General features: G+C 69.7%; 26 protein-coding genes. 11 read left to right on the forward strand and 15 right to left on the reverse strand.

The annotated features are described in order from the left end of the window. Positions 1 to 156: 156 nt before the first annotated feature. Positions 157 to 924, forward strand: a complete 768-nt coding sequence (locus QF035_RS10660) for an Atu4866 domain-containing protein (RefSeq protein WP_307519844.1) — start codon at positions 157 to 159, stop codon at positions 922 to 924. Positions 925 to 1,147: 223 nt separating this feature from the next. On the opposite strand, the gene QF035_RS10665 is transcribed toward QF035_RS10660, so the two are convergent. Beyond that, the gene (locus QF035_RS10665; RefSeq protein ID WP_307519845.1) at positions 1,148 to 2,293 is read right to left on the reverse strand and encodes an MFS transporter; all 1,146 of its coding nucleotides are present in this window, start codon (positions 2,291 to 2,293) and stop codon (positions 1,148 to 1,150) included. A 262-nt stretch (positions 2,294 to 2,555) separates the two neighbouring features. After that, positions 2,556 to 3,950: an amidohydrolase family protein gene (locus tag QF035_RS10670; RefSeq protein ID WP_307519846.1), complete on the reverse strand. Its 1,395-nt coding sequence runs from the start codon at positions 3,948 to 3,950 to the stop codon at positions 2,556 to 2,558. A gap of 121 nt (positions 3,951 to 4,071) precedes the next feature. Here QF035_RS10670 and QF035_RS10675 point away from each other — a divergent pair, with 121 nt between their 5' ends. Continuing rightward, entirely contained in the window at positions 4,072 to 4,335 is a 264-nt protein-coding gene (locus QF035_RS10675) for a hypothetical protein (RefSeq protein WP_307519847.1), read from the forward strand. Positions 4,336 to 4,344: 9 nt separating this feature from the next. Here QF035_RS10675 and QF035_RS10680 read toward each other — a convergent pair whose 3' ends face one another. Next, positions 4,345 to 5,121 (reverse strand): TetR/AcrR family transcriptional regulator, encoded by a 777-nt coding sequence (locus QF035_RS10680; protein ID WP_307519848.1) that lies wholly within the window; start codon positions 5,119 to 5,121, stop codon positions 4,345 to 4,347. A 90-nt stretch (positions 5,122 to 5,211) separates the two neighbouring features. Here QF035_RS10680 and QF035_RS10685 point away from each other — a divergent pair, with 90 nt between their 5' ends. Continuing rightward, the gene (locus QF035_RS10685; RefSeq protein WP_307519850.1) at positions 5,212 to 6,084 is read left to right on the forward strand and encodes an SDR family oxidoreductase; all 873 of its coding nucleotides are present in this window, start codon (positions 5,212 to 5,214) and stop codon (positions 6,082 to 6,084) included. An 89-nt stretch (positions 6,085 to 6,173) separates the two neighbouring features. Here the strand turns inward: QF035_RS10685 and QF035_RS10690 are convergent, their stop codons facing one another. Then, positions 6,174 to 6,674 (reverse strand): PaaI family thioesterase, encoded by a 501-nt coding sequence (locus tag QF035_RS10690; protein ID WP_307519851.1) that lies wholly within the window; start codon positions 6,672 to 6,674, stop codon positions 6,174 to 6,176. 93 nt (positions 6,675 to 6,767) lie between these two features. On the opposite strand from QF035_RS10690, the gene QF035_RS10695 reads away from it, so the two are divergent. Further along, the gene (locus QF035_RS10695; RefSeq protein WP_307519852.1) at positions 6,768 to 7,235 is read left to right on the forward strand and encodes a winged helix-turn-helix transcriptional regulator; all 468 of its coding nucleotides are present in this window, start codon (positions 6,768 to 6,770) and stop codon (positions 7,233 to 7,235) included. Between the two features lie 82 nt (positions 7,236 to 7,317). Here the strand turns inward: QF035_RS10695 and QF035_RS10700 are convergent, their stop codons facing one another. Continuing rightward, entirely contained in the window at positions 7,318 to 8,259 is a 942-nt protein-coding gene (locus QF035_RS10700; RefSeq protein ID WP_373466626.1) for an RNA polymerase sigma-70 factor, read from the reverse strand. A gap of 192 nt (positions 8,260 to 8,451) precedes the next feature. On the opposite strand from QF035_RS10700, the gene QF035_RS10705 reads away from it, so the two are divergent. Both QF035_RS10705 and QF035_RS10710 read left to right on the forward strand, forming a co-directional pair. Further along, positions 8,452 to 8,937: a carboxymuconolactone decarboxylase family protein gene (locus QF035_RS10705; RefSeq protein ID WP_307519855.1), complete on the forward strand. Its 486-nt coding sequence runs from the start codon at positions 8,452 to 8,454 to the stop codon at positions 8,935 to 8,937. A 131-nt stretch (positions 8,938 to 9,068) separates the two neighbouring features. Then, positions 9,069 to 9,641, forward strand: a complete 573-nt coding sequence (locus tag QF035_RS10710) for a TetR/AcrR family transcriptional regulator (protein ID WP_307519856.1) — start codon at positions 9,069 to 9,071, stop codon at positions 9,639 to 9,641. 38 nt (positions 9,642 to 9,679) lie between these two features. Here QF035_RS10710 and QF035_RS10715 read toward each other — a convergent pair whose 3' ends face one another. Together QF035_RS10715 and QF035_RS10720 are read right to left on the reverse strand one after the other, a co-directional pair. Continuing rightward, positions 9,680 to 10,546, reverse strand: coding sequence for an alpha/beta fold hydrolase (locus tag QF035_RS10715; protein ID WP_307519857.1), 867 nt, complete (start codon positions 10,544 to 10,546; stop codon positions 9,680 to 9,682). A 79-nt stretch (positions 10,547 to 10,625) separates the two neighbouring features. Then, positions 10,626 to 11,441, reverse strand: a complete 816-nt coding sequence (locus QF035_RS10720) for an oxidoreductase (protein ID WP_307519858.1) — start codon at positions 11,439 to 11,441, stop codon at positions 10,626 to 10,628. A gap of 201 nt (positions 11,442 to 11,642) precedes the next feature. Here QF035_RS10720 and QF035_RS10725 point away from each other — a divergent pair, with 201 nt between their 5' ends. Then, a complete protein-coding gene (locus QF035_RS10725; RefSeq protein ID WP_307519859.1) occupies positions 11,643 to 12,647 on the forward strand; it encodes an NADP-dependent oxidoreductase in 1,005 nt (334 codons plus the stop codon). A gap of 141 nt (positions 12,648 to 12,788) precedes the next feature. On the opposite strand, the gene QF035_RS10730 is transcribed toward QF035_RS10725, so the two are convergent. The 5 genes from QF035_RS10730 to QF035_RS10750 form a co-directional block, all read right to left on the reverse strand. Continuing rightward, positions 12,789 to 13,985 carry a sialidase family protein gene (locus QF035_RS10730; RefSeq protein WP_307519860.1) on the reverse strand — a complete coding sequence of 399 codons (1,197 nt, stop codon included), beginning with the start codon at positions 13,983 to 13,985 and terminating at the stop codon, positions 12,789 to 12,791. Positions 13,986 to 14,044: 59 nt separating this feature from the next. Further along, a complete protein-coding gene (gene arfA / locus QF035_RS10735; RefSeq protein ID WP_307519861.1) occupies positions 14,045 to 15,562 on the reverse strand; it encodes an arabinosylfuranosidase ArfA in 1,518 nt (505 codons plus the stop codon). A gap of 52 nt (positions 15,563 to 15,614) precedes the next feature. Further along, complete coding sequence (locus QF035_RS10740) at positions 15,615 to 16,502, reverse strand: carbohydrate ABC transporter permease (RefSeq protein WP_307519862.1); 888 nt, start codon at positions 16,500 to 16,502, stop codon at positions 15,615 to 15,617. Between the two features lie 2 nt (positions 16,503 to 16,504). After that, entirely contained in the window at positions 16,505 to 17,413 is a 909-nt protein-coding gene (locus QF035_RS10745; RefSeq protein ID WP_307519864.1) for a carbohydrate ABC transporter permease, read from the reverse strand. A 124-nt stretch (positions 17,414 to 17,537) separates the two neighbouring features. Continuing rightward, complete coding sequence (locus QF035_RS10750; RefSeq protein WP_307519866.1) at positions 17,538 to 18,911, reverse strand: ABC transporter substrate-binding protein; 1,374 nt, start codon at positions 18,909 to 18,911, stop codon at positions 17,538 to 17,540. 335 nt (positions 18,912 to 19,246) lie between these two features. Between QF035_RS10750 and QF035_RS10755 the strand changes: the two genes are divergently transcribed. Beyond that, positions 19,247 to 20,272: a LacI family DNA-binding transcriptional regulator gene (locus QF035_RS10755; RefSeq protein ID WP_307519867.1), complete on the forward strand. Its 1,026-nt coding sequence runs from the start codon at positions 19,247 to 19,249 to the stop codon at positions 20,270 to 20,272. Between the two features lie 75 nt (positions 20,273 to 20,347). Here the strand turns inward: QF035_RS10755 and QF035_RS10760 are convergent, their stop codons facing one another. Continuing rightward, a complete protein-coding gene (locus QF035_RS10760; RefSeq protein ID WP_307519868.1) occupies positions 20,348 to 20,854 on the reverse strand; it encodes a TetR/AcrR family transcriptional regulator in 507 nt (168 codons plus the stop codon). A gap of 38 nt (positions 20,855 to 20,892) precedes the next feature. Between QF035_RS10760 and QF035_RS10765 the strand changes: the two genes are divergently transcribed. The 3 genes from QF035_RS10765 (at position 20,893) to QF035_RS10775 (ending at position 24,164) form a co-directional block, all read left to right on the forward strand. Beyond that, on the forward strand, positions 20,893 to 21,210 hold the full coding sequence (locus QF035_RS10765; RefSeq protein ID WP_307519869.1) for an RraA family protein: 318 nt from the start codon (positions 20,893 to 20,895) through the stop codon (positions 21,208 to 21,210). After that, complete coding sequence (locus tag QF035_RS10770) at positions 21,210 to 22,340, forward strand: NAD(P)-dependent oxidoreductase (protein ID WP_307519870.1); 1,131 nt, start codon at positions 21,210 to 21,212, stop codon at positions 22,338 to 22,340. The genes QF035_RS10765 and QF035_RS10770 overlap by 1 nt, the downstream gene beginning before the upstream one ends. A gap of 180 nt (positions 22,341 to 22,520) precedes the next feature. Then, on the forward strand, positions 22,521 to 24,164 hold the full coding sequence (locus QF035_RS10775; RefSeq protein ID WP_307519871.1) for a GMC oxidoreductase: 1,644 nt from the start codon (positions 22,521 to 22,523) through the stop codon (positions 24,162 to 24,164). Positions 24,165 to 24,254: 90 nt separating this feature from the next. On the opposite strand, the gene QF035_RS10780 is transcribed toward QF035_RS10775, so the two are convergent. Then, positions 24,255 to 24,734 (reverse strand): carboxymuconolactone decarboxylase family protein, encoded by a 480-nt coding sequence (locus QF035_RS10780; RefSeq protein ID WP_143633754.1) that lies wholly within the window; start codon positions 24,732 to 24,734, stop codon positions 24,255 to 24,257. A 41-nt stretch (positions 24,735 to 24,775) separates the two neighbouring features. Continuing rightward, complete coding sequence (locus QF035_RS10785; RefSeq protein WP_307519872.1) at positions 24,776 to 25,894, reverse strand: NAD(P)H-dependent amine dehydrogenase family protein; 1,119 nt, start codon at positions 25,892 to 25,894, stop codon at positions 24,776 to 24,778. Positions 25,895 to 25,944 lie beyond the last annotated feature (50 nt).

The raw sequence follows: 25,944 nt of genomic DNA on the forward strand, positions 1-25,944 counted from the left end.
CATACACCTGGGTAAACGGCGGCCTGGTTCCGTTCCGTGGCCGCGACCAGGCTGGCCGTAGGCAGCCTCAAGGAGCTGCCGACCCCGCCTCGGCCGGCGTGAACGCGCTCGACGCAATCCACAGGCCGACGGAACCACTCACCTGAGGAGCTCGCGATGAGCGACATTGACACGAACACGGACACGGACACCGTGAACTGGAACGGCAAGGCCTTCGACGAGATCGTCTCGAACGACGCGGGACGTCCCGTCCTGTTCACCAACGCCCGGGTCCTGACGATGGACCCGCTGATCGGGACCATGACCGGCGCCGACGTCCTGCTCGTGGGCGCCCTGCTCGTGGGCGTCGGCCCCGGCATCATCACCGCGGCACAGGACGACAACGCCATCGTCGTCGACTGCACGGGCATGACCGTCGTACCGGCCGTCGTGGACACCGTCGCCCTGGTCGGCGGACGCGGCCACCGCTCGGAGTACGTCGCGACGCTGACACCGGGCAACGCCGGTGACCTGCTCGTCGTGCCCGACGAGTTCGCCGCCGATGTGGCGAGCGCACAGGCCACTCTCCTGACCCGCCCGGACCGGGTCCGCGCGCTGGTCGCGGCCGGCAAGCCCGTCCTGTGGGCCGGCACCGACGCCCCCGACCGCCCCACCCCGCCCGAGGCCGGCATCCCGGCCGCCGGGGACATGACCGGCAGTCCGCGCGTCGGCGTCTGGATCGACAAGAACGACTTCCTGCACCAGGAGCTCGCGGCCGACGGCCGCTACGACGAGACCCGGGGCGGCCGCCCGCACGCCTACGAGGGCCGGTACTGGGTCGACGGCGACCGCATCGACTACCTGGACGACCCCGGCTTCTGGGCCTTCGGCGAGTTCCAGGGCGAGGAGCTGCACCACGCGGGGTACGCCATGCGACTCGGCTGACCCTTCGCCGTACGGGCCAAAGCCGGTACGAGCCTTGACCGTTACGGTCTTGGCTCGTACCGGCTTTGGCCCGTCTCGACTCTGAACAAACCAGTGGGACAGACCAGTGGGACAGACCAGTGAGCTCCGGCCCTTGCTCGCCATCAGGCGGAGGGGCTGGAGCTCTCGCTCGTCCGTAACGGAGCCACGTCGGGAACGGAGCCAAGTCGGGCCCCACCAGGCTTCACCGGTCGCGCCGACGGCCGGCCAGGGCAGGCAGAGAGAGCAACGTACCCACGACCAGCAGTACGGCAACCGCGCGGAGGATCCCGCCGAAGCCCTGCCCGGATAGGGCACCGGCCAGTTGCGGGCCCAGGCTGGCGCCGAGGAACATGCTGCACGCGTAGAGGGCGACGCCCGCGCCCCGGGCGTGGGACGCCATGGTGTGAACGATCTCGACGACGGCCGGAGCGGCCGCCGCCACCGCTGCCACGAACACGAGCAACACCAGCGCGAGGACGCGGACTTCGCCGCCCAGCGCGGAGCCCGCCGCGACCGCTCCGGCCGCCACGAGCATCGCGAGTACGACGCGTACCGGCGCTGCAAGGCGATGCAGGGCAGACGTGAGGAGCGGTACGGCGACCAGGGCGGGCAGGGCGCTGGCCCGCAGGGCGAGCAGGGCTGCGTTGTCGCCCGCGACGCCAGGAGGTCCGGCGACGACGACCGCGGTGTAGACGGCCACGAAGGAGGCCATGACAGTGGCCGTGGCGAGGTAAAGGGCGACAAGGCGGGGCTTGCGCAGGAGACGAGGTACGGCGACGAAGGCCTGGAGCAGGCTGGGGCCGGAGCCCTGTGTCGCCGTGGGGCGCAGGATGCGCCGGACCGGCCAGAGGCTGAGTGCCATGAGGGCGGCACTGAGGACGAAGACCATCCGCCAGCCCAGTCCGGCCGCGACGATCTGAGCGCCGATCTGCATGAGCACCGCGGAGGCCGGCATCCCGCTGGTGACACAGGTGAGTGCGATGCCCCGGCGATGGGGCGCGAGTTGGCCGGCGATGTACGAGAACGCCGAGGGCGCGAACGCCGCCGCGGTGAGTCCTTGCACGATGCGCAGCGCGACGGCCCAGGTGAGGTCAGGAGCGGCGCTCACTGCCAGTGTGGTCATGGTTGCCCCCACCAGTCCGCCCGTGATCACCGTCCGGGGACCGTAGCGGTCGGACAGCGGGCCGGCGATCAGGAATCCCGCCGCGTAGGCGAACCCGAACGCGGTCGCCGTCCACGTCGTCTGCGTCGGGGTGGTGGCCAGGGACCCGGCCATGGGGGCCAGCATGGCAAGGACGGTGTACATCTGGCCCACGACGAGGATGCCGAGGGCGGTCAGCAGGGCCACGGTGGGGCCGTGGAGGCTGTGGGGGCCACGGAGGCCGTACGGCTGCCGGTCGGCGGGGGTGGGTCTGCCGCGGTGGGCGACGGCGATCGGCGGAGGATGCTGAGGCGGGACATGGGGACTCCGGTCGTGCGCGCACGTCGGTGGCGCCGGTTTCTGGATGTTGGTGCTGGTGCTGGTACTGGCGCTCGTGCTGAGTGCCGGGCCTTGTTCGACGGGGGCGCTCCTCGGCTCGGCCGAGCCGGGGCGCGCCCCCGAACTCCGGTCAGTTCGCCGGTGTGTTGAGCACGTACGTGCGGGAGGCGCCGACCTCACTCCGCAGGGCCGCGAGGTCCACGTCGAGAACCTGGCCGTTCCACTTACGGGGTTGGCCGCCCACCAGGACGCCGGTGATGTTGCGGGCGTCGGAGCCCAACACCAGTGTGCCGATGGGGTCGTTGAGCGGCATGTTGTTGAGGTCCTCGGCCTGGACGACCAGCAGGTCGGCCTTCTTGCCGGGCGTGAGCGAGCCGGTGACGTCGCCGAGGCCGTTGGTCCGCGCGCCCTGGAGGGTCGCGAAGTCCAGGACGTCGTGCGTGGTGATGCGGGAGAGGTCGCCGCCGGTTCCGTAGGCGGCGTTCACCGCGCGCATCCGTTGGATCGCGAGCAGGGCCCGCATCTGGGTGAACATGTCGCTGGCGAGGGCGACTTCGACGTCGATGCTCAGGCCGGGACGGATGCCGACGGCGAGCGCCTCGTCCACGGCGGGGATGGCCGTCTCCAGCCCGATCTGTGCGTCCGAGGTGGGCGCGAGAGCGACCGTCGTGCCGGACTCCCCCATCGCCTTCCATGCCTCCGAGGTCAGACCGGTGGCGTGGATCAGGGTGACATCGGGGCCGAGGATGCCGTGCTCGGCCCAGGACAGCACGGCCTCCGAGGAGGACGTACCGAAGACCGCGTCGACGCTGACACCGATGCCCAAGTCGGCTGCGGTACGGGCGAGTTCGGGGCCGTACGCGAGGACGGGGCCGGCGATCTCGTCGGTGGCCAGCGTCGCCATGCGGAGCGTGAGCAGCTGGTCGTCGCTGCTGAAGTACTGGTCCTTGAGGCGGGTCAGGTCGGCCGGCCACTGGCGGTCCCACTCCCCGAAGTGCGGCCCCATCGAGGCGTGCACCCCGCGGATACCGGTGTCCCGCAGGGCTTCGATCGCCGCGTCGGAGTGCTCACGGGTACGGGAGTTGTGGGAGAAGTCGAGCATCGTGGTGATACCGCTGTCGATCGCGGTCAGGGCCGCCAGTCTGGTGCCGATGTACATGTCCTGCGGGCGGTAGACGGTGGCGTATCCGGCGAGCGTGGACATCACATAGCCGCCGAGGTCGTCGACGTCGGGCATGATCCGGCGCAGCTGGGCCTCCCAGGCGTGCCGGTGGGTGTCGACGAAGCCGGGGGCCAGGATCGTGCCGGAGGCGTCGACGACCACCGCGCCGTCGGCGGTCAGATTCGGCCCGATCGCGGCGATGGCGTCGCCCTCGACGAGCAGGTGGCTGTTGTGCAGGATGCCCAGTTCCGGGTCCATCGTGACGATGGTGGCGCCGGTGAACAGGATGCGCCGACGCGGATCGGCGGACTGGCGTCGCAGTTGTTCGAGAAGGCTGGCGCTGGTGGTGTCGTCGGTGCTCATGGCGGGCCCCTTTCGGGTGGCTCTTCGCAGGCGCCGCGGGAGGCGCCGAGTCTGGGCCGAGTGGCTTCTGGTCCAAGACTCGATCCGCGCCCGCACGGCAACCAGGCCGCCGTTTCCCTAGGTGCGACGCACCCAGGACAGCCCGCGGTGGCAGGGGCTGCGCCGCCGAGAGGTGTGGCGCTCGGCCGACGGGCCGGACCGGGCACGCTGCCTTCAGCGCCGGGCCACACCGGGCGCCTTGTCGTCAGCGCCGGGCGACACCGCGCGCACTGCCCCCAGCGCCGGCCACACCACGCCCACCGCCCTCGGCGGCCCCTCCGAGAACGCCCATGGCGCCCTCGGCACCACCGAGAACGCACACACCATGGCGCCTCAGCCTCCGTAGGCGAGAACCTCACCCTTCGGAGGCCAGGCGGTCCAGCCACTCCCTCAGCAGATGCTGCTCCGCGCCGCTGAGTGTCGTCTGTTCGGGCAGCGTGGCGCGCAGGGCGCGGGCGGCGCCGGCCGCACCCGCGTCCTGCACGGCCGGCTCCTGGTTGGTCACGGCGGCGACCATGGACTCCCGAAGAGTGGTCAACAGGGCCGGATCGCGGCGGTCTTCGGGCAGGGCCAGCCAGGTGAGCACCGCCCCGCGTGCCGTGGCGTGGATGAGCGCGGCCGCGAGTTCCTCGTCGACGCGGAGCCAGCCGCCGGCGGCCAGGCGGCGGATACGACCCATCAGGATCTCCATGCCGGCCTTGAACGCGGCCGACGTGGCCTTCGTAGGCTCGCTGTACATCAGCGTGTACAGCGCGGGATTGGCCAGACCGAACTCGACCGCCAGGTCCCAGCCGGCCCGCAGGTCCTCGATGAGGTCCTCAGGGTCCGGGTCGACGTGCTTGGCCGCGAGAAACGTGGCGAAGCCATGCTCGGCCACCGCTTCGAGCAGCCCGTCCTTGTCGCCGAACAGGCGGTAGATGGCCGGTGGTTGCAAGCCTGCCGCGACCGCGACCGCGCGGGTGGTGACGGCGTCACGGCCCTCGCGCGCCAGCAGGTCGGCGGCGGCCTCGATGACGCGTTGCCGGGTCAGCTCACGACCGACGACTGCGGAGTCGGAATCGGAACCGGTGTCGGAACCGGAGTCGGAATCAACGGCGGCAGCACCGTCCCTGGCGCGCGAACGTGGAGGCATATATCAACGATACCGCACATGCGTTTCCGACGTTAATAACAGTGATACGCTCATTGCGTTTCCACTGGAACCAGACTCCTGGAGCGCAACATGATCATCGTGACCGGAGCCACCGGACAGCTCGGAGGGCAGACCGTCGAACGGCTGCTGACCCGCGTACCCGCGGGCCAGGTCGGCGTCAGCGTCCGCGACCCGCAGAAGGCGCAGACCTTCGCCGACCAGGGGATACGGGTGCGGCAGGGCAGCTTCACCGACGCCGCGAGCCTCGCCCACGCCTTCGAAGGCGCTTCCCAAGTGCTCATCGTCTCCGTCGACAAGATGGGCGAAGAGGCCGTGCGGCAGCACCGCGCCGCGATCGACGGTGCCGTCGCGGCCGGTGCCCGCCGCATCCTCTACACCAGCCACATGGGCGCCGGCGCCTCGTCGCATTTCCAGCCCTGCCGCGACCACGCCGCCACCGAGGACGCGCTGCGCGCCTCCGGCGTGCCGTTCACCTCACTGCGCAACGGCTTCTACGCCGCCAGCGCGGTGCGGTTCCTCGGTCACGCCATGCGGTCCGGCGAGGTCGCGCTCCCCGCGGACGGACCCGTCAGCTGGACCGCCCACGCCGACCTCGCCGACGCGGCCGCCGTCATCCTGGCCGACGAAGGCCGCTTCGACGGCCCCACGCCCCCGCTCACCGCGGCACAGGCGTTGACCTTCGACGACATCGCGACCATCGCCACCGACGTCACCGGCCGCACCGTCAAAAGGAGCACCGCCCCCGACGACCGGTTCCGGCAACAGCTGGTGGGCCGCGGTGTCCCCGTCGAGGCGGCCGACCAGCTGCTTGGCATCTTCGCAGCGAGCCGCGCGGGCGAATTCGCCGCCGTCGACCCGACGCTGGCCGCCTTGCTCGGCCGCGAGCCCGTCACCCTGAGCACGGTCCTGCGCGACCAACTGTCCGACAACGACGGCCGCTGACCGACCGGCTGCCGGCCGCACTGACCGGCACCCACGGACGCGAAGGCGAAGGCGGACGCGACGGCGGGAGCCAAGACGAAGGCAAAGCCTCACCGCTGAGCGGGCGGCACCGGAAAGAGCAGACAGCTACTGGTGGCGTGGGCGAGCAGACGGTCCTTCACGTCGACCAACTGCGCCTGGGCAAGGGCGGTTTGACGGCCCTGGTTGACCACCGTACCGATGGCTCGCACCCTGCCCGTGTCCACGGTGATCCGCCGCAGGAACTTCACCGTCAGGTCGAGCGAGGTGTACGCCACGCCTTGCGGAAGGGTGGACTGGACGGCGCACCCCGCCGCCGAGTCGAGCAGGGTGGCGAAGATTCCGCCGTGCACGCTGCCGATCGGGTTGTAGTGCTCCTCCCCCGGCATCAGGGAGAAGACCGCCCTGCCGGGCTCCACCTCGTCCAGGGCGAAGTCCATGCCGGCACCGATGGGCGGCGGTGGCAGTCGCCCGGCCTGCACCTCGCGCAGGAAGTCGATACCGGCCATGCGTCCGGCGGCCTCCGCCAGGATCGCGGGGTCTGCCCATTCATACGTACGCGTTCGTCCCACGATCCAGCGCCTTCCCATCTGACTTTTGCAAACGAAGCTAGCTTCCGGCTCACCTGACTGTCAATGACGAAGCCAGGCCCCTACGATGGCGGGATGGAGTGGCTTGAGGCGAGCACGGAGAACTGCCCCGTCCAGCGGACGCTCGACGTGGTCGGGGAGAAATGGACGCTGCTGATCCTGCGCGACGCCGTCACCGGAGTCCGCCGCTTCGACGACTTCCACCGCCACATCGGCCTGTCGGAGGCGGTCCTCAGCGACCGTCTCCGGAAGCTGGTCTCGGCCGACATCCTGAAGACCGTCCCCTACCGGGAGGCGGGCAGCCGCTCCCGCAACGAGTACCGGCTGACCCGCAAGGGCTGGGACCTGTGGCCCGTCCTGATGGCGCTGAGCCAGTGGGGCGAGGCCCACGCCCTCGGCGCCGAGGGCCCCGTACTGGACGTCCGCCACACCGACTGCGACGCCCCGGTCCGCGTCGTCGTGGAGTGCTCCGCGGAACACTCCACGCTCACCCCCAGGGAAGTCACCGCCCGACTCGGACCCGGCGCCCGCCTCCGCTCCTGAACCACCGGCCCGGGGCACGCGGGCCCGCTCAGGACGGCGCCCGCTTCCGGAAGAACCCGTAAGGCGCCGTAAGGCCCCGTACTCAGCGGCGCAGGGCGGTCTCCCGCTCCATGTGGGACAGCTTCTCGGGATTGCGCACGGCGTAGAGCCCGGTGATGAGGCCGTCGTCGATGCGCACCGCCACGACGGTGTCGAGCTCGCCGTCGAGCCGGACGATCAGCGCCGGGTGGCCATTGACCTGCACCGGCCGCAGCGACACCGCGTCGGCGACCCTGCCAAGACCCGCGACCAGCAGGCGGGCCACCTTGTCGGCCCCCACGATGGGCCGCAGCACGGCCTGCTTGACTCCGCCACCGTCACCCAGGAGGACGACATCCGGCGCGAGGATGTCGAGCAGGCTCTGCAGGTCGCCCGTGTTGACCGCCCGCTGGAACGCGTCGAGCGCGTCTCTGGTCTCGGCCGGGGACACGACCCCGCGCGGCCGGCGCGCCGCGACGTGCGCCCGTGCCCGGTGCGCGATCTGGCGGACGGCGGCGGGGTTCTTGTCGACCGCCTCGGCGATCTCGTCGTACCCGAGGTCGAACACCTCGCGCAGCACGAACACCGCCCGCTCGGTGGGCTGCAGGGTCTCCAGCACCAGCATCATCGCCATCGAGACGCTGTCGGCCAGCTCGACGTCCTCGGCCACGTCGGGTGCGGTGAGCAGCGGCTCGGGCAGCCAGGAACCGACGTAGGACTCCTTGCGGCGGCCGAGCGTACGCAGCCGGCTCAGCGCCTGGCGCGTCGTGATCCGGACCAGGTACGCGCGGTGGTCCCGCACGGTGCCGAGGTCGACCCCCGCCCATCGCAGCCAGGTCTCCTGGAGGACGTCCTCGGCGTCGGCGGCCGAGCCGAGCATCTCGTAGGCGACGGTGAACAGCAGGTTCCGATGGGCGACGAACGCCTCGGTGGCGGGGTCCGTGCGTCCGCCGTCGGCGAGCCGCCCGGCCGTGTCCTCTGTGCGCTCACCGTGCTCGCTCATCACCGGCTGCTCCTGCCTGTTCGCTGTCGACGGTCTCACGCGCACAGGACGCCGGTCGCCGCCGCTCTGTGACACCCATGAGTGGTGGCGCACGTCACACGACCGCCCCGTCACAGGGAGCGAGGCGCCGGCATCTCGTGTTCGGCCAGTGCAACACCACGAGTCGAGTACGACACCACGAGTGAGGACGAAGCCATGGACGCCCGATTCAACCTGTTCGGCAACGAGATCGCCGGCAAGTTCGCCAAGCGGTTCGCAGGCGCCGGCCTGGTGATCCAGCAGTCGCCGCTGCCGAAGTCGACGCAGGAGCTGGTGTCGCTGCGCGCCAGCCAGATCAACGGCTGCGGCTGGTGCATCGACATGCACACCAAGGAGGCCGCGGCCGCGGGCGAGACCGCGGTCCGGCTCAATCTGGTCGCCGCCTGGCGCGAGTCCACCGTGTTCACCGAGCCCGAGCGGGCCGCGCTGGCACTCGCCGAGGAGGGCACCCGGCTCGCCGACGCCCACGAAGGCGTGTCCGACGACACCTGGGCCCAGGCCCGCAAGCACTACGACGACGACCAGATCGCCGCACTGGTCTGCCTGGTCGCCCTGATCAACGCGGCCAACCGGCTCGCCGTGATCGTGCACCAGCGGGGCGGCTCCTACGAGCCCGGCATGTTCGCCACCGCGTTCGACTGATCGGCAGCCGAAGCCTGGGTGCCTCCCGCCTGCCCGCCTGCCCGCCTGCCGATCGTAATATTACGTACGTCAGCCCACGACTTAGACTTGGGTGCGGGACAACGGCCTTACGGAGCGAACGGAGGAAGCTCGTGGTGCGCTACGCCAAGGAGCACAAGCAGGTGACGCGGCAGCGCATCATCGAGAAGGCCGGCCATCGGTTCAAGCAGGACGGCATCGACGGCTCGGGCATCTCCACACTGATGTCGGATGCCGGGCTCACGAACGGAGCCTTCTACGCCCACTTCGCGTCCAAGGACGACCTCGTCGCCCATGTCGTGGCCGAGGAACTGCGCACGCAGATCGCGAGCTACGGCACGCTGCGGCCCGGCCGTCCGGGGCTCGAGGACTTCGTTCGCGAATACCTCTCGCCCGAGCACCGGGACCACCCCGGCCTCGGGTGCCCCTCCGCCGCCCTGCTCGACGAGATCGGCCGCTGCGGGGACGAGACCAAGCAGGCCTACACCGACGGCGCGCGGGACATCGTGGAGGAGATCGCCGCCCGTCTGACACCCGAGAACCCGCGGTCCGCCCGCGGCAGGGCCATCGGGCTCTTCACCATGATGGTGGGGACGTTGCAGCTGTCCCGCGCCCTGTCCGACCGGAAGTTCTCCGACGAGGTCCTTGAGCAGGGAATCGAGAACGCCCTCGCGTTCATGCGCTGAGGGGAGGGCACACGGCCGCACTCGGCGCCTGCCGGCCACTACCGTTCGAGGAACTCGACAGCCGTGGCCACGAACTCCCGGTGAAACTGGAAGATTCCGCCATGGCCGGCGTCGGGGTAGATCACCAGCTCGCCGTCCGGCACCCGCCGCGCCAGATCGTACGAGTTCTGCGACGGAACCATCCTGTCGCTCTCGCCGTTCGCGACGAGCACAGGCTGCCGGATGGCGGAGAGATCCTGGGGCCGCTCCAGCCCCCAGCGGTGAATGGCCTTGAGCTGGTTGCTGTACGAAATCGGGGAGATCGCCTTGTCCCGGTCCTGGGTGCGCTCCTTGAGGCGGGCCAGGAACTCCTTCCCGGCCCGGCGCCCGCCCGCGGTGCGCGTGAAGAAGAGAAACTGCTTCGGATCCTGAAGGGTGAACAGCCCTCGGACGGTGTCGAGATGGGACAGCCGGGTCACGTTCTTGATGCCCTCGCCCCCGGCGGGACCGGTACCCGTGAGGATGAGCTTGCGGACGAGGTCCGGATCGGTCTGCGCGATCACCTGGGCGATCATGCCGCCCATCGAGAAGCCATGAAGGTCGACGTGGTCGAACCCGAGCGCCCGGATAAAGGTGACGGCGTCCTTCGCCATCGCCTGGATGGTGCGGGGTGTCGAACCGCTGGAAGCGCCGACACCTCTGTTGTCGAACGTGACGACCCTCCGCTTGGCCGCGATGCCGTCGACGACCCGGGGGTCCCAGTTGTCGAGGACCGCGGCGAGGTGGGTGAGAAAGACAACCGGGACACCGGACCTGGGACCGAGCTCGCGATAGGCGAAGGTCACTCCCCCGGCGGTGACGGTGCGGGTCGGTGCGTCCTTGTACGACGTCACCTCATGACCTCGTACATCCTGTGCGTCGTTCATGGTCCTGCCCTTCGGTGTGGGGGTTTCTGTGAGCGCGCACCGGCTCCTCCCTTGCCGGAATCGCGAACCGGCCCTGGTGTCAGCCGGCCAGCTTGTTGAACCTGCGGATCTGCCTGTCGAAAATCCGGGTGGGAACGATGCGGCGCAGCACGCTGAGGCGTCCGGCCAGCGGGCCGGCGGTGTAGCGCAGCTTCGGCGTCGGGTCGGTGGCGGCCGCGACGATCGCCTTGGCGACGACGGCGGGGGCGTCGCCGCCCCTGACCGCCTCCGCGACCAGCCGGTCGGCGATACGCCGCTGCTCCGCGTAGACCGGCAGCGGCGTATCGGGCTGCACGATGTTCCCTTCGAACGCGGTGTTGGTCGCGCCGGGCTCGACGAGAAGGATCCGGACGCCGTGCTCGCGGACCTCGTGGTCCAGGGATTCGGAGTAGCCCTCGACCGCGTGCTTGGACGCGACGTACACGGCCATGTAGGGCTGGGGGATGAAACCGTAGATCGACGACGTGTTGATGATGCGTCCGCTGCCCCGGGCGCGCATGTGCGGCAGGACGGCCTTCGTCATGCGGATGAGGCCGAACACGTTGATGTCGAAGACGCGCTGGTCCTGCGCCAGGGAGCTTTCCTCGGCGGCGCCTGTCGAGCCGATGCCTGCGTTGTTGACCAGGACGTCGATCCGGCCGAACCGGTCGGTGACCTCCTTGACCAGGGCGGTGACGGACGCGTCGCCGGTCACGTCGAGGTCGAGGAGGGTCACGCCGTCGAGCGGGGTGGCCTCCGAGGTCTTCCGGCCGGTTCCGACCACCTCGAAGCCCGCTTCGACGAGCGCGAGGGCGGCTGCTCTTCCGATGCCGGAGGACGCACCTGTCACGAGTGCTACCGGCCGTGTTGTCGTCATGAGGAGTCCTTGAGGAATTGATGATGCTCATGCGCTCCACGGAGATTCGGGACGCCGGCGGCGCGCCACGGCAGCTCCGGACCAGCGAGTCCGTACCAGCGAGTCCATTTGCGGACCGCTGACCCACAACATAACATTATGACCGTACTTTAACGAATCGGAGCAGCCTCTTCCGCCTGCGGACGAGACAAGGAGACGACGATGAGGGCCTTCACGGTGGAGCGCTACGGCAGCAAGGACGGGGTGCGTGTCGGCGACGTGCCGGAACCGGACGTGGGAGCGGACGACGTGCTGGTCCGGATCGTGGCCGCGAGCGTCAACCCGCTCGACCGCATGATCCGGGACGGCGAGATGAAGACGATCCTGCCGTACAAGGTCCCGTTCGTCCTGGGCAACGACCTGGCCGGAGTGGTGGTCGAGGTGGGCACTGCCGTCACGCGGTTCGCGGTGGGCGACGAGGTCTTCGCGCGGCCCGACAAGAAGCGGATCGGCACGTTCGCCGAACGCATCGCGGTGCACCAGGACGACGTGGCGGTCAAGCCCACCACGCTGACCATGGAGGAGGCGGCGTCCCTTCCCCTGGTCGCCCTGACCTCATGGCAGGCGCTGGTCGAGCGGGCGCACATTCAGCCGGGCCAGAAGGTCCTCATCCACGCGGGCTCCGGCGGCCTCGGCACCATCGCCGTCCAGCTGGCCAAGCAGTTGGGCGCGTACGTGGCCACCACCACGAGCACGGCCAACGTCGACCTGGTGAAGCGGCTGGGCGCGGACGTCGTCGTCGACTACAAGAAGCAGGCGTTCGAGACGGTGCTGCGCGACTACGACGTCGTCCTCGACTCGCTCGGCGGCGAGACCCTCAAGAAGTCCCTGGACGTACTCAGGCCCGGCGGAAAGGTCATCAGCGTCGCGGGCCCTCCGGACGCAGCTTTCGGCAGAGAGCTGGGAGCGAACCCGGTCATCCGGCTGGTGATGTCCGCACTGAGTCTCCGGACCCGACGAGCCGCCCGGCGCCGCGGCGTGACGTACTCGTTCCTGTTCATGAGGGCCAGCGGCGACCAACTGCGCGAACTCACCCCTCTCATCGAGGCGGGCAGGATCCGCCCCGTCGTCGACACCGTGTTCCCGTTCGAATCGGCCCGAGAAGCACTGGAGTACGTCGAAGCCGGGCGCGCGAAGGCCGGCAAGGTCGTCGTCAGGATGACGTGAGGGAAGGGACATGGACACACCGCGGGAGCGACACCGCCGGGCGAAGGCCACTGGGCTATTGGCTATTGGCCGTGGGCCGTGGGCCGTGGGCACCACCCGGTCTCGTGGTGATGCCCACAGCGTCATGCCCTGCCTCGTGACTCAGGACGACGGCACGGGCTTCGTGGCGAAGTACGGCTTGCAGATGCCGTCGACCCAGTCGGTGGCGATCTCCAACAGGCTGTTGCCGTCCGCCGACGGGAGCAGGGCCGAGCTGTAGTTGGGGCAGTAGTCGACGACCGTCGAGTCGACGGTGACGGGCGCGGGGATCTCCCGCCAAGTTCCGCTGCCGCCCGCACTGTTGACCCAGACGGTCCTTCCGCTGCCGGCGGCCCGGGTGCCGTCCTTGTTGTAGAGGACCTGGCCGATGAGGAAGAGCCGGCCCAGCGGATTGCCCGCCTCGGGTGCCCAGGCGACGGTCGGGGCGTGCTTGAAGTACTTGCCGTCGGCCGTCTCGGGCCGGTAGCCGAGGAACGGACCGCTCGTCCAGTCCCAGCCGTCGGCCGAGGTCCGGTAGTGCACGACGCACTGGTACTGCCCGGGGGCGGCGCAGATCTCGTACGACATGAAGTAGGTGCCGTTGCCGAGCTTGCGGACGACTGCCATGCCCGGGCGATCGGTGGCGAGCGGGCTGATGACGGTGGCGCGATGTCCGGTCCAGGTCACGCCGTTCGAGGTGCGGGCGGCCATGAGCTTCTGGCTGTGCGCGGAGTCGGTCTCGTCCGAGTAGTGGGCGACCAGTCGGCCGGTGGCGTCGACGGAGAACTCGGGCTCCCACAGGCCTCCGGTGCTGCCCGCGGTCGCGATGGTGGACAGGTAACTCCAGGTGCGTCCCACGTCGTTGCTCTTGAAGACGCGCAGGGCCATGCGCCGGTTCGTCTCGTCCTGGCCGACCGAGGCCGACCACAGCAGCGTGCCGGCGGGCAACTCACCGACCCTCTGCGGGAGTTCGAAGAGAGTGGAGCAGCAGAGTCCCTGCCCGCCGGCCGCCTCCGGATCGGTGACGGTGCCGACCTGACGGAAGGACGCGCCGGAGTCGGTGCTCTCGTAGATGGCACCGAGGCCGTTGTTTCCGGAGAAGGTGACCACCGACGACAGAACGCGGCCGTTGGCGCCCGCGTTGTGCGCGACGCGGACGGCCCGGGGGTACAGGCCGGTGTCGTTGCGCAGTGCGGTGCCGGTCGCGGCGTCCGCGGTTCCGGACTGGGCGGTGAGCAGAGCGGCCAGGAGGGCGATCAACCCGGCGACAAGGGCAGCCAGTTGGAGCGGATGAAGCAGCGTACGGGGTCTTGCCGACATCAGATTCTCCCATCGGGGTGCGGGCTGGATCTGTTCGGACGGTGCCGTCGGGCGGGACGTCACCGGGCAGGGGCCAGGCGGATGACGTTCCAGGACACCGGGGCCAGTTCCGCCTCCAGTGCCCCGTCGGAGGTGACCTGGGCTCCGCCCCCACCGCGCGGCGTCACGCGCTCCGGCTCGGCCTCGGTGTTGACGGCGTCCGGGTCCTGGTCGGCGAGTACGAGGTGCTCCAGCACCCGGTATCCCGACAGTGCGCCGCGCAACTCGGCCCGCAGGCGCAGGGGTTGCTCCTGGCCGCGGTTGACGGCGAGGACCGTGAGCGCGCCGCTCTCCTCCTCGTACGTCACCACCGTGTCGAGCGCCGATACGTCCCCGTGCCGCGCCGTGTCGATGCGGGACCCGGTGACGTCGGTGCGCAGCACCTTCCCGGTGGCGAACCGGGCCGCCTGGGCGAACGGGTGGAAGGTGGTCTGCCGCCAGCTCGCGCCGCCCGGTTCGCTGCGGATCGGGGCGATGACGTTGACCAGTTGGGCGAGACACGCGATGGCAACCCGGTCGGCGTTGCGGAGGAGCGTGATGAGCAGCGAGCCGACGACGACGGCGTCGGTCACGCTGTAGGTGTCCTCGATCAGGCGGGGTGTCTCGGCGGTCTCCAGGTTGCGTTCCCCGACGAAGCGGGCGGCGTACCAGACGTTCCACTCGTCGAACGAGAGCCTGATGTGCTTCTTGGCGCGGCGCGCGGCCCGCACATGGTCGGCGGTGGCGACCACATCGCGTATGTACTGGTCCATGTGCGCCCCGGACGCCAGGAAGCTGGCACGGTCGCCGTCGAACTCCTCGTAGTAGGCGTGCAGGGAGAGGTAGTCGACCTCGTCGTACGTCTGCTCCAGGACCTCGCGCTCCCAGGTGCCGAAGGTCGGCATGGCCGCGTTGGAGCTGCCGCAGGCGACCAGTTCGATGGACGGGTCGACCTGGCGCATCGCCTTGCCCGTCTCGGCCGCGAGCCGTCCGTACTCGGTGGCCGTCTTGTGGCCGGTCTGCCAGGGGCCGTCCATCTCGTTGCCGAGGCACCACAGTTTGACGTCGTGGGGTTCGGGGACGCCGTGCTTGATCCGCAGATCGGACCAGGCGGTGCCGCCGGGCTGGTTGCAGTACTCCACCAGGGCGCGGGCCGCGTCGATGCCGCGGGTGCCGAGGTTGACCGCCATCATCGGGTCGAGACCGAGCTGCCGGGCCCAGGTGAGGAACTCGTTGGTGCCCACCTGGTTGGTCTCGATGGAGCGCCAGGCCAGGTCGAGCCGGCGCGGCCGCTCGGAGGTGGGACCGACCCCGTCCTCCCAATGGTATCCGGAGACGAAGTTGCCTCCGGGGTAGCGGACCAGGCCGGTGCCGAGTTCTCGTACGAGGTCCGCGACGTCGGTCCGGAATCCGGCGGCGTCCGCCGAGGGATGCTCCGGCTCGTGGATGCCGGTGTAGACGCAGCGCCCCATGTGCTCGACGAACGTTCCGTACAGGCGCGGGTCCACCTCCCCGATGGTGAACTCGGGGTCGACGGTGAACCGTGCGGTGTGCGGCATGCTGGAGCCTTTCTCGGTATGGCGAAGGGTGTGAACTGGCAATCGGGGATGGTTACTTGAGGCCGGTTCCGGCGATGCCCTCGACGATGCGGCGCTGGAACAGCAGGAACACGGCGAGGAGCGGGATGGCGCCGAGTACGGCGGAGGCCATCAACTGGGCGTAGGGCACGCCGAAGACGTCCTGGACCGAGGTCAGTCCGACCGGAAGAGTCATCATTTCCGGGTCGGTGACGACCAGGAGGGGCCACAGGAAGTTGTTCCAGACCCCGACGAACACGAAGATCGTGACCGCGGAGATCACCGGACGCGAGATGGGCATGACGATCTGCCGGTACGTACGCAGCCAGCCCGCGCCGTCCGCGCGTGCCGCGTCGATCAGCTCCCTGGGGATGCCGTCGAAGAACTGGTTGAACACGAACACGGCGACGACGTTGGGGACTTGGGGCAGCACCACTCCCCAGTAGGTGTTGAGCAGGCCCACCGACTGGAGCGCCAGGAACTGAGGAATCATGAGGATCTGCCCCGGAATCATGATCCCGGCCAGAAGCACCACGAACGCGGCGCGGCGCGTCCTGAAGCGGGTCTGGGAGAGGGCGAAGGCGGCGAGCGACGCGGCGACCACCGTGAGCGCGGTGGTGAGGATCGACGTGATGAAGCTGTTCGCGTACCAGTAGGGCAGCTTCCCCGCGTCGAAGATGTCCCCGTACGCCGCGAGGGTGGGGTTGGCCGTGAACCAGTTGGTCGGGTCGGTGACGACTTCCTGCGCGGGCCGTATGGAAGTGGCGAGCGCCCAGGCCAGGGGCACCAGCCACAGCAGCGCGAAGGCGATGAGGGCGCCGAGGGCCACCCGGTTGAACAGGCGCTCGGCGTCATACCTGCGAGGGGGCCCGGCAGTGGTCTTCTCCTGCTCGGTCACGGGCGGTGTGGCGATGGCGGTCATGATCAGCGCTCCTTCTCGGCGTGGCGGACGAGTGCGAACCAGACGAGCGAGACCAGCAGGATCACCACGAAGAGCAGCAGCGAGACGGTCGACGCGTAGCCGACGCGGCCCTCGACGAAGCCCGTGTCGTAGATGAGTTGGAGGGAGGGGCGGGTGCTCCCGTCGGGGCCGCCCATGGTCAGCATGTAGATCTGGTCGAAGACCTTCAGGGAGGCGACCGCCTGGAGGACCGTCACCAGGGTCGTGGTGCGGCCGAGCATCGGCACGATCACATGGCGGATGCGCTGCCAGGGCCCGGCCCCGTCGATGGCCGCGGCCTCGTGCACGGAACGCGGGATGTCCTGCAGACCGGCCAGGTACAGGACGAAGTTGAAGCCGATCGTCCACCACACGGTGGCGGCGGCGATGGAGATCATCGCCCAGTCCGGATCACCCAGCCAGGACGGCGGGGTGTCCACGCCGATCCACTTCGCGGCCTGCTGGGCGAGGCCGACCTGATCGGCGTAGATGAAGGTGAAGATCAGCGAGATGACCGCCGAGGGCAGCACGAACGGCGCGAAGAAGGCGAAGCGGAAGAACCAGCGTCCGTGTACGAAGCGGTCGGCGAGAATCGCGAGCACCAGGCTGAGCAGCACGAGCGGAACAGTGGTCAGCACGGTGAACCACAACGTGTTCTTGAGCGTGCGCCAGAACTCGTCGTCGCCCAGCACGGCCGTGTAGTTGGACAGCCCGGCGAAGTCGCCGAGGCCCTTCTTGAGCAGGCTGGCGTCGAAGAAGCCGGCGATGACCGTATAGATCAGCGGCCCCACCAGAAAGACCAGGTAGAACAGGGCGAAGGGCAACAGCATCCCCGGACCGGCCCAGCGGTCACCTCTGCCGGGGGCCTTGGTCGGTGCGGTTGTCGTGGCCATGGGACGGCCCTTTCAGTCAGGACATGCGGAATCTCAGACGTGCGGGGCCCGATGCGGGCCGTGACAGCGGCAGTCGGCGGCCGGGCAGGGCGGCCTACAGCGGTGCGGAGTACAGGGATGCGGCTTACAGGGGTGCGGGGCGGCTTGCGAGTTCGCGCAGTTCGCGGCGCATGCGTGCGGCTCCGGCCGTGGGGCTGGTGGCGCCGGTGAACACGGACGTGACGGCGTTGCCGACGACGACCTGCAGCGTGCTGCCCGCGCCGCTGTACCAGGCGGCCGGGTCGTAGGCCGCGCCATCGGCGGCAGCGGCGTAGTGGGACTGGGGTGCGAGGTCCCGGTAGCCGGGTGACTGCTGGGTGGGCAGCCACGCGGGGACGTGTCCGCCCTCCGCCCACAGCTTGCTGGAGTTGAGCAGGGCGGCGACGAACCCCAGGGAGAGGTCCAGGCGTTGTGCCGCGGCGGAGGGGGCCTTGGGCAGGACCAGGGAGTGCGAGTCGGCGGCGCAGGCGTAGGGCGCGTCGTGGAAGACCCTTGGCAGCGGCCGTACGTCGAACTTCACCTTGGCGCCCTGGACCGTGAGGACCTGCCAGACGCCGTCCATCAGGAAGCCGGCCTTGCCGGTGGTGAGCATCGTGATGGCGCCCGGGCTGTCGGTGCTCGTGGGGACGACCTTCTCCTGGGTGAGGCGGCGGATGTACGCAAGGGCCTCGGCCGCGGCCGCCGTGTCGATGACGACCTTCCTGCCCTGGTCGGCGACGAGGTCGCCGCCGCCCATCTGCCGGTAGAACGACCAGAAGAGCCGGAACTGCGTCGAGGCGTCCTTCACCGAGGCGACCGAGCCGCCCCAGGCCCCGGTCACCTCCTTCGCGGCGCGCAGGGCGTCGATGAACGCGTCGGGCCCGTCCACGTCCGTCAACCGGCCCTGTCCGTCGAGCAGTCCGGCCTTCTCGGCGATGTCGGTCCGGAAGTAGAGCACGAAGGGGTGGGTGTCGAGCGGGACGGCGTACAGCTTCCCGTCCACCTGGGACTTCTTCCATGGGCGCGGGTCGAACTTGTCCTCGGTGAGCCCGTGTCGGGCGAGATCGGACGTCCGCAGTTCGGTGAGGAGTCCCGCCTCGGCGAGCGTGGGCACCTTCGACAGATGAGTGACGGCGACCTGCGGGGGCCGCTCGCCGAGCGTCGCCAGGGTGAGCTTGGTGTAGTACGGGCTGCCCCAGACGAAGGTCGCCGACTTCAGGTCCGTGGCCCGGTGCCGGGCCCGGTAGACGTCCTCCATGGCCAGCAGCCGCTCGCCGTCACCACCGGTGAAGGGATTCCAGAAGTTCAGCCGGGTCGGCGCGGGCGACCCTCCGGTGAACCCCTGCGCGAACGTGCTGCCGCAGCCGCCGAGGGCGACGGACGAGGCCGCGACGGCGCCGAGCGACAGGGTGCCGCGCAGAAGTGCGCGCCGGGACGGTGGGGGTGGAGGCGGGGTGGCGTGCGGTGTGCGGTCCCGCATGGGCAGGCGTCCTTCCACGGCAGGGAGACCCAACGAGTACAACGTTGGAATGGATGACAGGTTCGAACGGCTCGATCGATGCACGGAGGCGGTTCCAACGTTGTATCCCTGCGGAAATTCGACGTCAACACCTGTGCGGAAACTGGTTGCTCGTCAGGGAGCGGGCTCCCAATCGGGATATATCACCCATGCGGGACGGGAATCTCATACGTAGGACGCGAGCCTCTTACAACGTTGCAACATGGATTACGCTGGTCGGCACACCGGCATCGGCTCTCGTAGTGCGTCGACGACGAGGGCGGCCGGAGGAATGCCGGGGAGGGAGGGCGAGCGTCATGGCAGGTGCACGCCTCAAGGACGTCGCGGAACGCGCGGGCGTGTCGATCAAGACTGTGTCGAACGTCGTCCGGGGCGAGATCCGTGTCGCGGAGCAGACCCGGCAGCGGGTACTGCGCGCGATCGCCGAGCTCGACTACCAGCCCAACGCGTCCGCACGCCACTTGCGCACCGGCCGCAGCGGCATCATCGCGCTGGCCGTCCCCGAGCTGGTCGCGCCGTACTTCGCGGAGCTGGCCGCGGAGGTCATCGCGGCCGCCAAGAAGCGCGGCTGCACCGTGCTCATCGAGGACACCGGCGGGGATCCCGCGGAGGAACTGCGTATCGCCTGCGGCCTGAGCGACCCGCTCATCGACGGTGTGCTGCTCAGCCCCCTCAGCCTCGACGAGGCGATGCTCGCCACTCGCGAGCGCCGCGTGCCCCTCGTACTCCTGGGAGAGCAGTCGTACAGGATCCCGGCGGACCATGTACTGATCGACAACTCCGCGGCGGCACAGGAGGCGACCGAGCACCTGCTCCGGCTCGGCCGCCGGCGCATCGGAGTCATCGGCCAGCCGTCGGACCGGGCCCATGCGACGACGGTGCAGCGCATGCACGGCTTTCTGACCGCGCTGCACGCCGCGGGTGTGCCGCACGACCCCAGGCTGGCCCCGGACACCGTGGCGTTCACCCGCGCCGACGGCGCCTCCGCCATGCGGGTCCTGCTCGGTCTGGACGAGCCACCGGACGCGGTCTTCTGCTTCAGCGACCTGCTCGCCTCCGGCGCGGTGCGCGCGGCGCACGAGCACGGCCTGCGGGTGCCGCGCGACCTGGCGGTCGTGGGCTTCGACGACATCCAGGAGACCGGCTACAGCGTGCCGTCACTGACCACCGTGTCGCCCAACAAGCGAGAGATCGCCGAACTGGCGGTGGACGCGGTGCTGCAGAGAATCACCGCCGACGCGGAGGCCCCCCACACGAGACTCACCGCGGGGCATTCGCTGGTGGTACGGGAGAGCACGCAGCCGGATTCGCCGCCGGGGTGACGGACGGCTGCACGCGAGGCCCCGCCCATCGTCTCCCGCCCCGGTCCCCCGGATCGTCCCTGCTCCGGAGCGGCGTCAGCGATTCCCGTCCGCCGCCGCGGACCACCCGACGAGGGCGCCGCGCAGTGCCGCCACCAGGCGGGTGGCGGCCTCGTCCTCCGTGTGCCCGCTCTTGATGAGGTCGAGGATGTCGCGGGGGTCGAACAGGAGGTTCCACAGGAACAGGGCCTCGTCGCCCAGGTCGCCGAGGCCGAGTTCCTCGGTGGTCTGCCGCAGCGGTTCGGCGAGTGCCTCGGCCTGCGGGGCGAGATAACCGGTGCCCTCGCGCAGCCGCTCCAGGTATCCGCGGTGCGAACGCATCTGCGCCATCGCCCCGCCGTGTTCGAGGACGAGCGACACCCAGCAGCGGGACACCGCCTCCAGCCTCTCCATGCCCCGGGTGGTCTGCCGGGCGCTGAAGTCGCGCAGTTCGGAGCCGACTTGGGCGCGGAACGCGTGCAGGATCTCCTCGACGGAGGAGAAGTGCCGGTACGCCGTGGCGGTCGACACCTCGGCCTGCTTGGCGATCTCGGCCAGGCTCACGGGCGTCGGCGAGTTCTCGAACAGCAGCGCGGTTCGACGTGTTCGGCGCCGTCGGCGCGGTCGTCGACGGCTACGTCCGTGACGGCGCGATCATCGAGAAGCTCGGCGTGCCCGTCTTCGCACGCGGGCTGACACCCGCCGGCCCCTTCAAGAACGGACCGGGCACGATCGGCGAACCCGTCGCTCTCGGCGGCGTCGTGGCGAACCCGGGCGACATCGTCGTGGCCGACGACGACGGCGTCATCGTCATCCCGCCCCATCGCGCCGACGAGGCGCTGACGGCGGTCGAGGCGATCGTCGCCCGCGAGGCCGACCTCGACACCGAGGTCGCGGAACTGCGGAGCCGAATCGCCTGATGGGAACCGAGGAACGAGCCCCCCCCCGCAGGCTCCGCGTCGCGGTCGCCGCGCCACTGTCGGAGGACAACCGCGCGCGGATCCTCGCGCTGGAACCGCGCATCAACCTCGTCGTCGACCAGGCCCTGCTCCCGCCGATGCGGTGGCCCGCCGACTTCGCCGGTGACCCGTCCTGGCACCGCACGCCGGCACAGCAACAGGCCTACGAGGAGTCCCTCGACTCGGCCGACGCGCTCTACGGCATCCCCGACGTGGACCCGGCCGCCCTGGCCCGAACCGTCCGCGCCAACCGGGGGCTGCGCTGGGTGCACACGATGGCCGCGGGCGGCGGCAGCCAGGTGAAGGCCGCGCGGCTCACCGCCGACGAACTCGGGCGGGTCCTCTTCACCACCTCCGCCGGAGTGCACGGGCAGCCGCTCGCGGAGTTCGCCGTCTTCGGCGTACTCGCCGGAGCCAAGGGTCTCCCCCGTCTGCTTCGCGGGCAACGCGATCACGAGTGGGGCGGCCGCTGGATGATGGGACAGGTCAGCGAGCAGACGATCCTGCTGCTCGGCCTCGGCGGCATCGGCCGGGTCGTCGCCCAGAAGCTGCACGCACTGGGTGCCAGGGTCATCGGAACGAGCAGGAGCGGCACCGGCGTTCCCGGGGTCCACGAGGTCGTACCCCTGAACCGGATCGCCGAGATCGCACCGACGGTGGACGCCGTCGTGAACACGCTCCCCGGCACCGCGGCGACCGAGCACCTGCTCGACAAGCGGTTCTTCGACGCCCTCCGGCCCGGCGCGACCCTCGTGAACGTCGGCCGCGGAAGCGTCGTGGACGAGACCGCCCTGATCGAAGCCCGCGACTCCGGCCGGGTCGGCTTCGCCACACTGGACGTCTTCGAGACGGAACCCCTCCCGTCCCACAGCCCCCCTCTGGAACCACGACCACGTACTGGTGAGCCCCCACACCGCCGCCCTCAGCCCCGCCGAGGACCGCCTCATCGCCGAACTCTTCGCCACCAACGCCACCCGCCTCCTCGACGGAGAGGGCCTGCTCAACCGCGTGGACACGGTCGAGTTGTACTGACGACCGGGCGAACGAACAGACACACGGCCCGGGAGAAAGCGGCGAACCACGGGTCCTGACCGGCAACCGAGGGTCGGCCCTCCCCCGTGTCAACGCGTGTTCCAGTCATGCTCTGTCGTCTCGCGTTGCGCGTGATGCCCAATTTGTGATCGTTTGAAAGTTACCTCAGGGTATGGCGTGACTTCTTACAGGGGTGGGATTAGAACCCGTTTCACTCTATGGAGAGTGAGGAGCCGCGCATGAACGACGATTCCCCACGTGGGACGCGCCTCAGAGACGTATCTCGTCGGAGATTCATCACTGGAACTGGTTCTCTTCTTGGGTCGGCGGCACTCGCCGGCCAGGTACTGCCGGCGCACGCCGCCACGACAGCCGCAGCCGCCGTCATCGAGCCGGGGGCGCATGTGCCCGCCCTCGTGATCGGCACCGGATACGGCGGTTCCGTGGCCGCTCTGCGCCTGGCCCAGGCGGGTGTCGACGTCCACATGGTCGAGATGGGCATGGCCTGGGACACCCCCGGGTCGGACGGCAAGATCTTCGCCAACACGACGAGCCCCGACTACCGCTCCTACTGGCTGCGCACCAGGACGAAGCAGCCGCTCAGCAACTTCCTCGGCTTCCCCATCGACAAGGACGTCCCTCGCTACACCGGGATCCTGGACGCCGAGGAGATGGGCGGCATCATCGTCTACCAGGGCCGCGGCGTGGGCGGCGGCTCACTGGTGAACGGAGGGATGGCGGTCACTCCGAGGCGGGAGAACTTCGGCGCCGTCCTGCCGTCGGTCAACGCGGACGAGATGTACTCCGTCTACTACCCGCGTGCCAACTCCGGCCTCGGCGTCGGCACGGTCGACCTGACCTGGTTCGAGACCGCGGACTGCTACCAGTACGCCCGGGTCGGCCGTAAGCACGCCCAGCGTTCGGGCTTCCCCTTCGTCTTCGTGCCCGACGTGTACGACTGGGACTACATGGAACAGGAGGCCGCCGGGACCGTACCGAAGTCCGCACTCGCGGGTGAGATCCTCTATGGCAACAACTACGGCAAGAAGTCCCTGCAGAAGACCTATCTCGCCAGGGCCACAACGACCGGCCGGGTCTCCATCTCACCGCTGCACAAGGTCACTTCGGTCGCTCCGGCGACGGGCGGCCGCTACACGGTCGTCATCGACCGGCTCGACACCGGCGGCAACACCACGGCCACCAAGACCGTCACCGCGGACCGGGTGTTCTTCGCGGCCGGCAGCGTCGGCACCAGCAAGCTGCTGGTCCAGCTCAAGGCCACGGGCGCGCTGCCGGGCCTCAACAGCGAGGTGGGCAAGGGCTGGGGCGACAACGGCAACGTGATGTGCGGCCGCGCCAACCACCTGTGGGACCCCACCGGTGCCGTGCAGTCGTCCATCCCGTGCTCCGGCATCGACAACTGGGCCGCGGGCGGCGCGTTCGCCGAGGTGGCGCCGCTGCCCACCGGCATCGAGACCTTCGCCTCGTTCTATCTGTCGATCACCAAGAACCCCAACCGCGCCCAGTTCTCGTGGAACGCGTCGGCGGGCAAGGCCGAGCTCAACTGGCAGACCGCCTGGAAGCAGCCGTCCATCGACATGGCCAAGACGATCTTCGACAAGATCAACGCCAAGGAGGGGACGATCTACCGCACCGACCTCTTCGGCGCCTACAAGATCTGGGGCGACCACCTCACGTACCACCCCCTGGGTGGCGCGGTGCTCAACAAGGCGACCGACAACTACGGCCGCCTGCACGGACATCCGGGTCTGTACGTCATCGACGGCGCGCTGATCCCGGGCAACACCAGCGTCAATCCGTTCGTCACCATCACGGCGCTCGCCGAACGGAACATCGAAAAGATCATCGCGGCGGACCTGTAGCGACGACCCGAGCGCGTGCACGTGCACGGCCGGGAGACGAGGGGGTCGAGGTCGGGGCCACCCGGACCTGCCGGGCAGCCCCGAACCGGCTCAGTGCCCCGGCAGTACGCACATGGCGTCGAGTCCCAGGACACGGTTGAGCCGTCCGAAGGCGAGCCAGGAGCCCAGGCTCATGGTCAGTTCGACGATCTCGGTCTGGCTGTAGTGCGTGGTCATCCGGTCCCAGAACTCCTCGTCGAGGCCGTGGTGGTCCAGGGCGTAGCGGTCGGCGTATTCGGCGGCCAGTCGGGTGCGGTCGTCGAACGCGTCGGTCGTGCGCCAGTGCTCGACGGCATCGGGGAAGTCGTCCTCGACCTTGTGGCCGTCCCGCTCGGTCCGCCAGTCGAGACAGAAGAGGCAGCCGTTGATCTGCGCGATCCGAAGCCGTGCCGCCTCGAACTCGCGTAGTCCCAGGGTCGTATGGGCGTAGACGGCCAGTGAGAAGTTCGCGGCGGCAGGTCCGATGCCGGGGACCATGTCGCCCCACACGTACTCGATCGGGTTCTTGCCCTCGGGGATGTCGACGTTCATCCGGACTCCTTCGTCCACGTTCCCGGCCTCGGCCGGCGATGTCACTTGGTTCCGAGTGCTCCGAGCGGTGCGGGTGCTCCGAGCCGTGTGGGCACGCCGAGTCTGCCGACCGCCGGGCGCAGCGGAACGTCGAGGGCGTCGTAGAGTCCGGGTTCCGCGTCGACGAGCCAGTCGATGGCTCCGACGAGACGCCCGACGGCGGTGGCGTTGCCGCCGGCGGACCGGTTGTCGCCCTCGTCGGTGGCCTCGACGGTGATCTCGATGCGCGGACGGCCCTCGATGATCACGCGGTGCGCTCCGTCGCCGTTGGGCGGTGACGGCCAGTCCGGGGCGCAGCTCGGGTGGATGCGGGTGATGTGCTCGATGACCAGGCGGGGTTCGCCCTTCACGATGCCCTGCACCTCGAAGCGGACGGCGCCCTGGGTGCCGGCCTCGAAGTCGCCCATGGTCCGGGTGCTCACCGTGGTGTCGAGCGCGCGTCGCTCCAAGGTCTCGTGGATCTCGTCGAGTTCGACGCCGAGGGCCCTGGCCATCAGCCGTATCTGCCCGCCCCACACCATGGTCGGTATCGACGGCGCGAGCATCAGCGGCTGGTAGTCCATGGGGTGACCCATGCCGATCAGATGCCGGACGGACTCCTCCTGCTCGTACGTCGAGTAGTCGAAGATCTCCTGGCAGCGGACGGCGTCGACGACCGTGCCGAGTCCGCTCATCAGCAGGGGCAGTACGTCATTGCCCCAGCCCGGGTCGACACCGGAGACGAACAGCGACCCGCCACCGTCCGCGATCGCCGCGAGCACGGGGTCGCGGAACTCGGGCGGGGCGTTGCGCTGGTCGTAGAGCGGATACAACGACGGAGTGACGACCACCGCGCCCGCCCGGATCGCCGAGCCGATGTCGGCCAGTGCCTCGTCGGGCCGGATGTCACCCGACGCCGCGTACACCACCGCACCCGACCCCGCTGCCAGCACCGCGGCGACATCGTCCGTCGCCGCGACACCCAGAACCCGGTCCAGACCGGCGAGTTCACCCGCGTCACGGCCGACCTTCCCGGGACTGTGGACCAGTACCGCCGTGAGATCGAGCGCCGGATGCGCGTCGACCGCGCGGATCGCCGCACGGCCGACATTTCCGGTTCCCCAGACCACCGTGGAAATCATGCACGGAGCGTAACCTGACGAGTCGTCAGTTTCTATACCCTTGCGCCGCC

Origin of the sequence: Streptomyces umbrinus (genome assembly GCF_030817415.1) — a bacterium.
In the GTDB taxonomy this organism is placed as follows: Bacteria; Actinomycetota; Actinomycetes; order Streptomycetales; family Streptomycetaceae; genus Streptomyces; species Streptomyces umbrinus_A.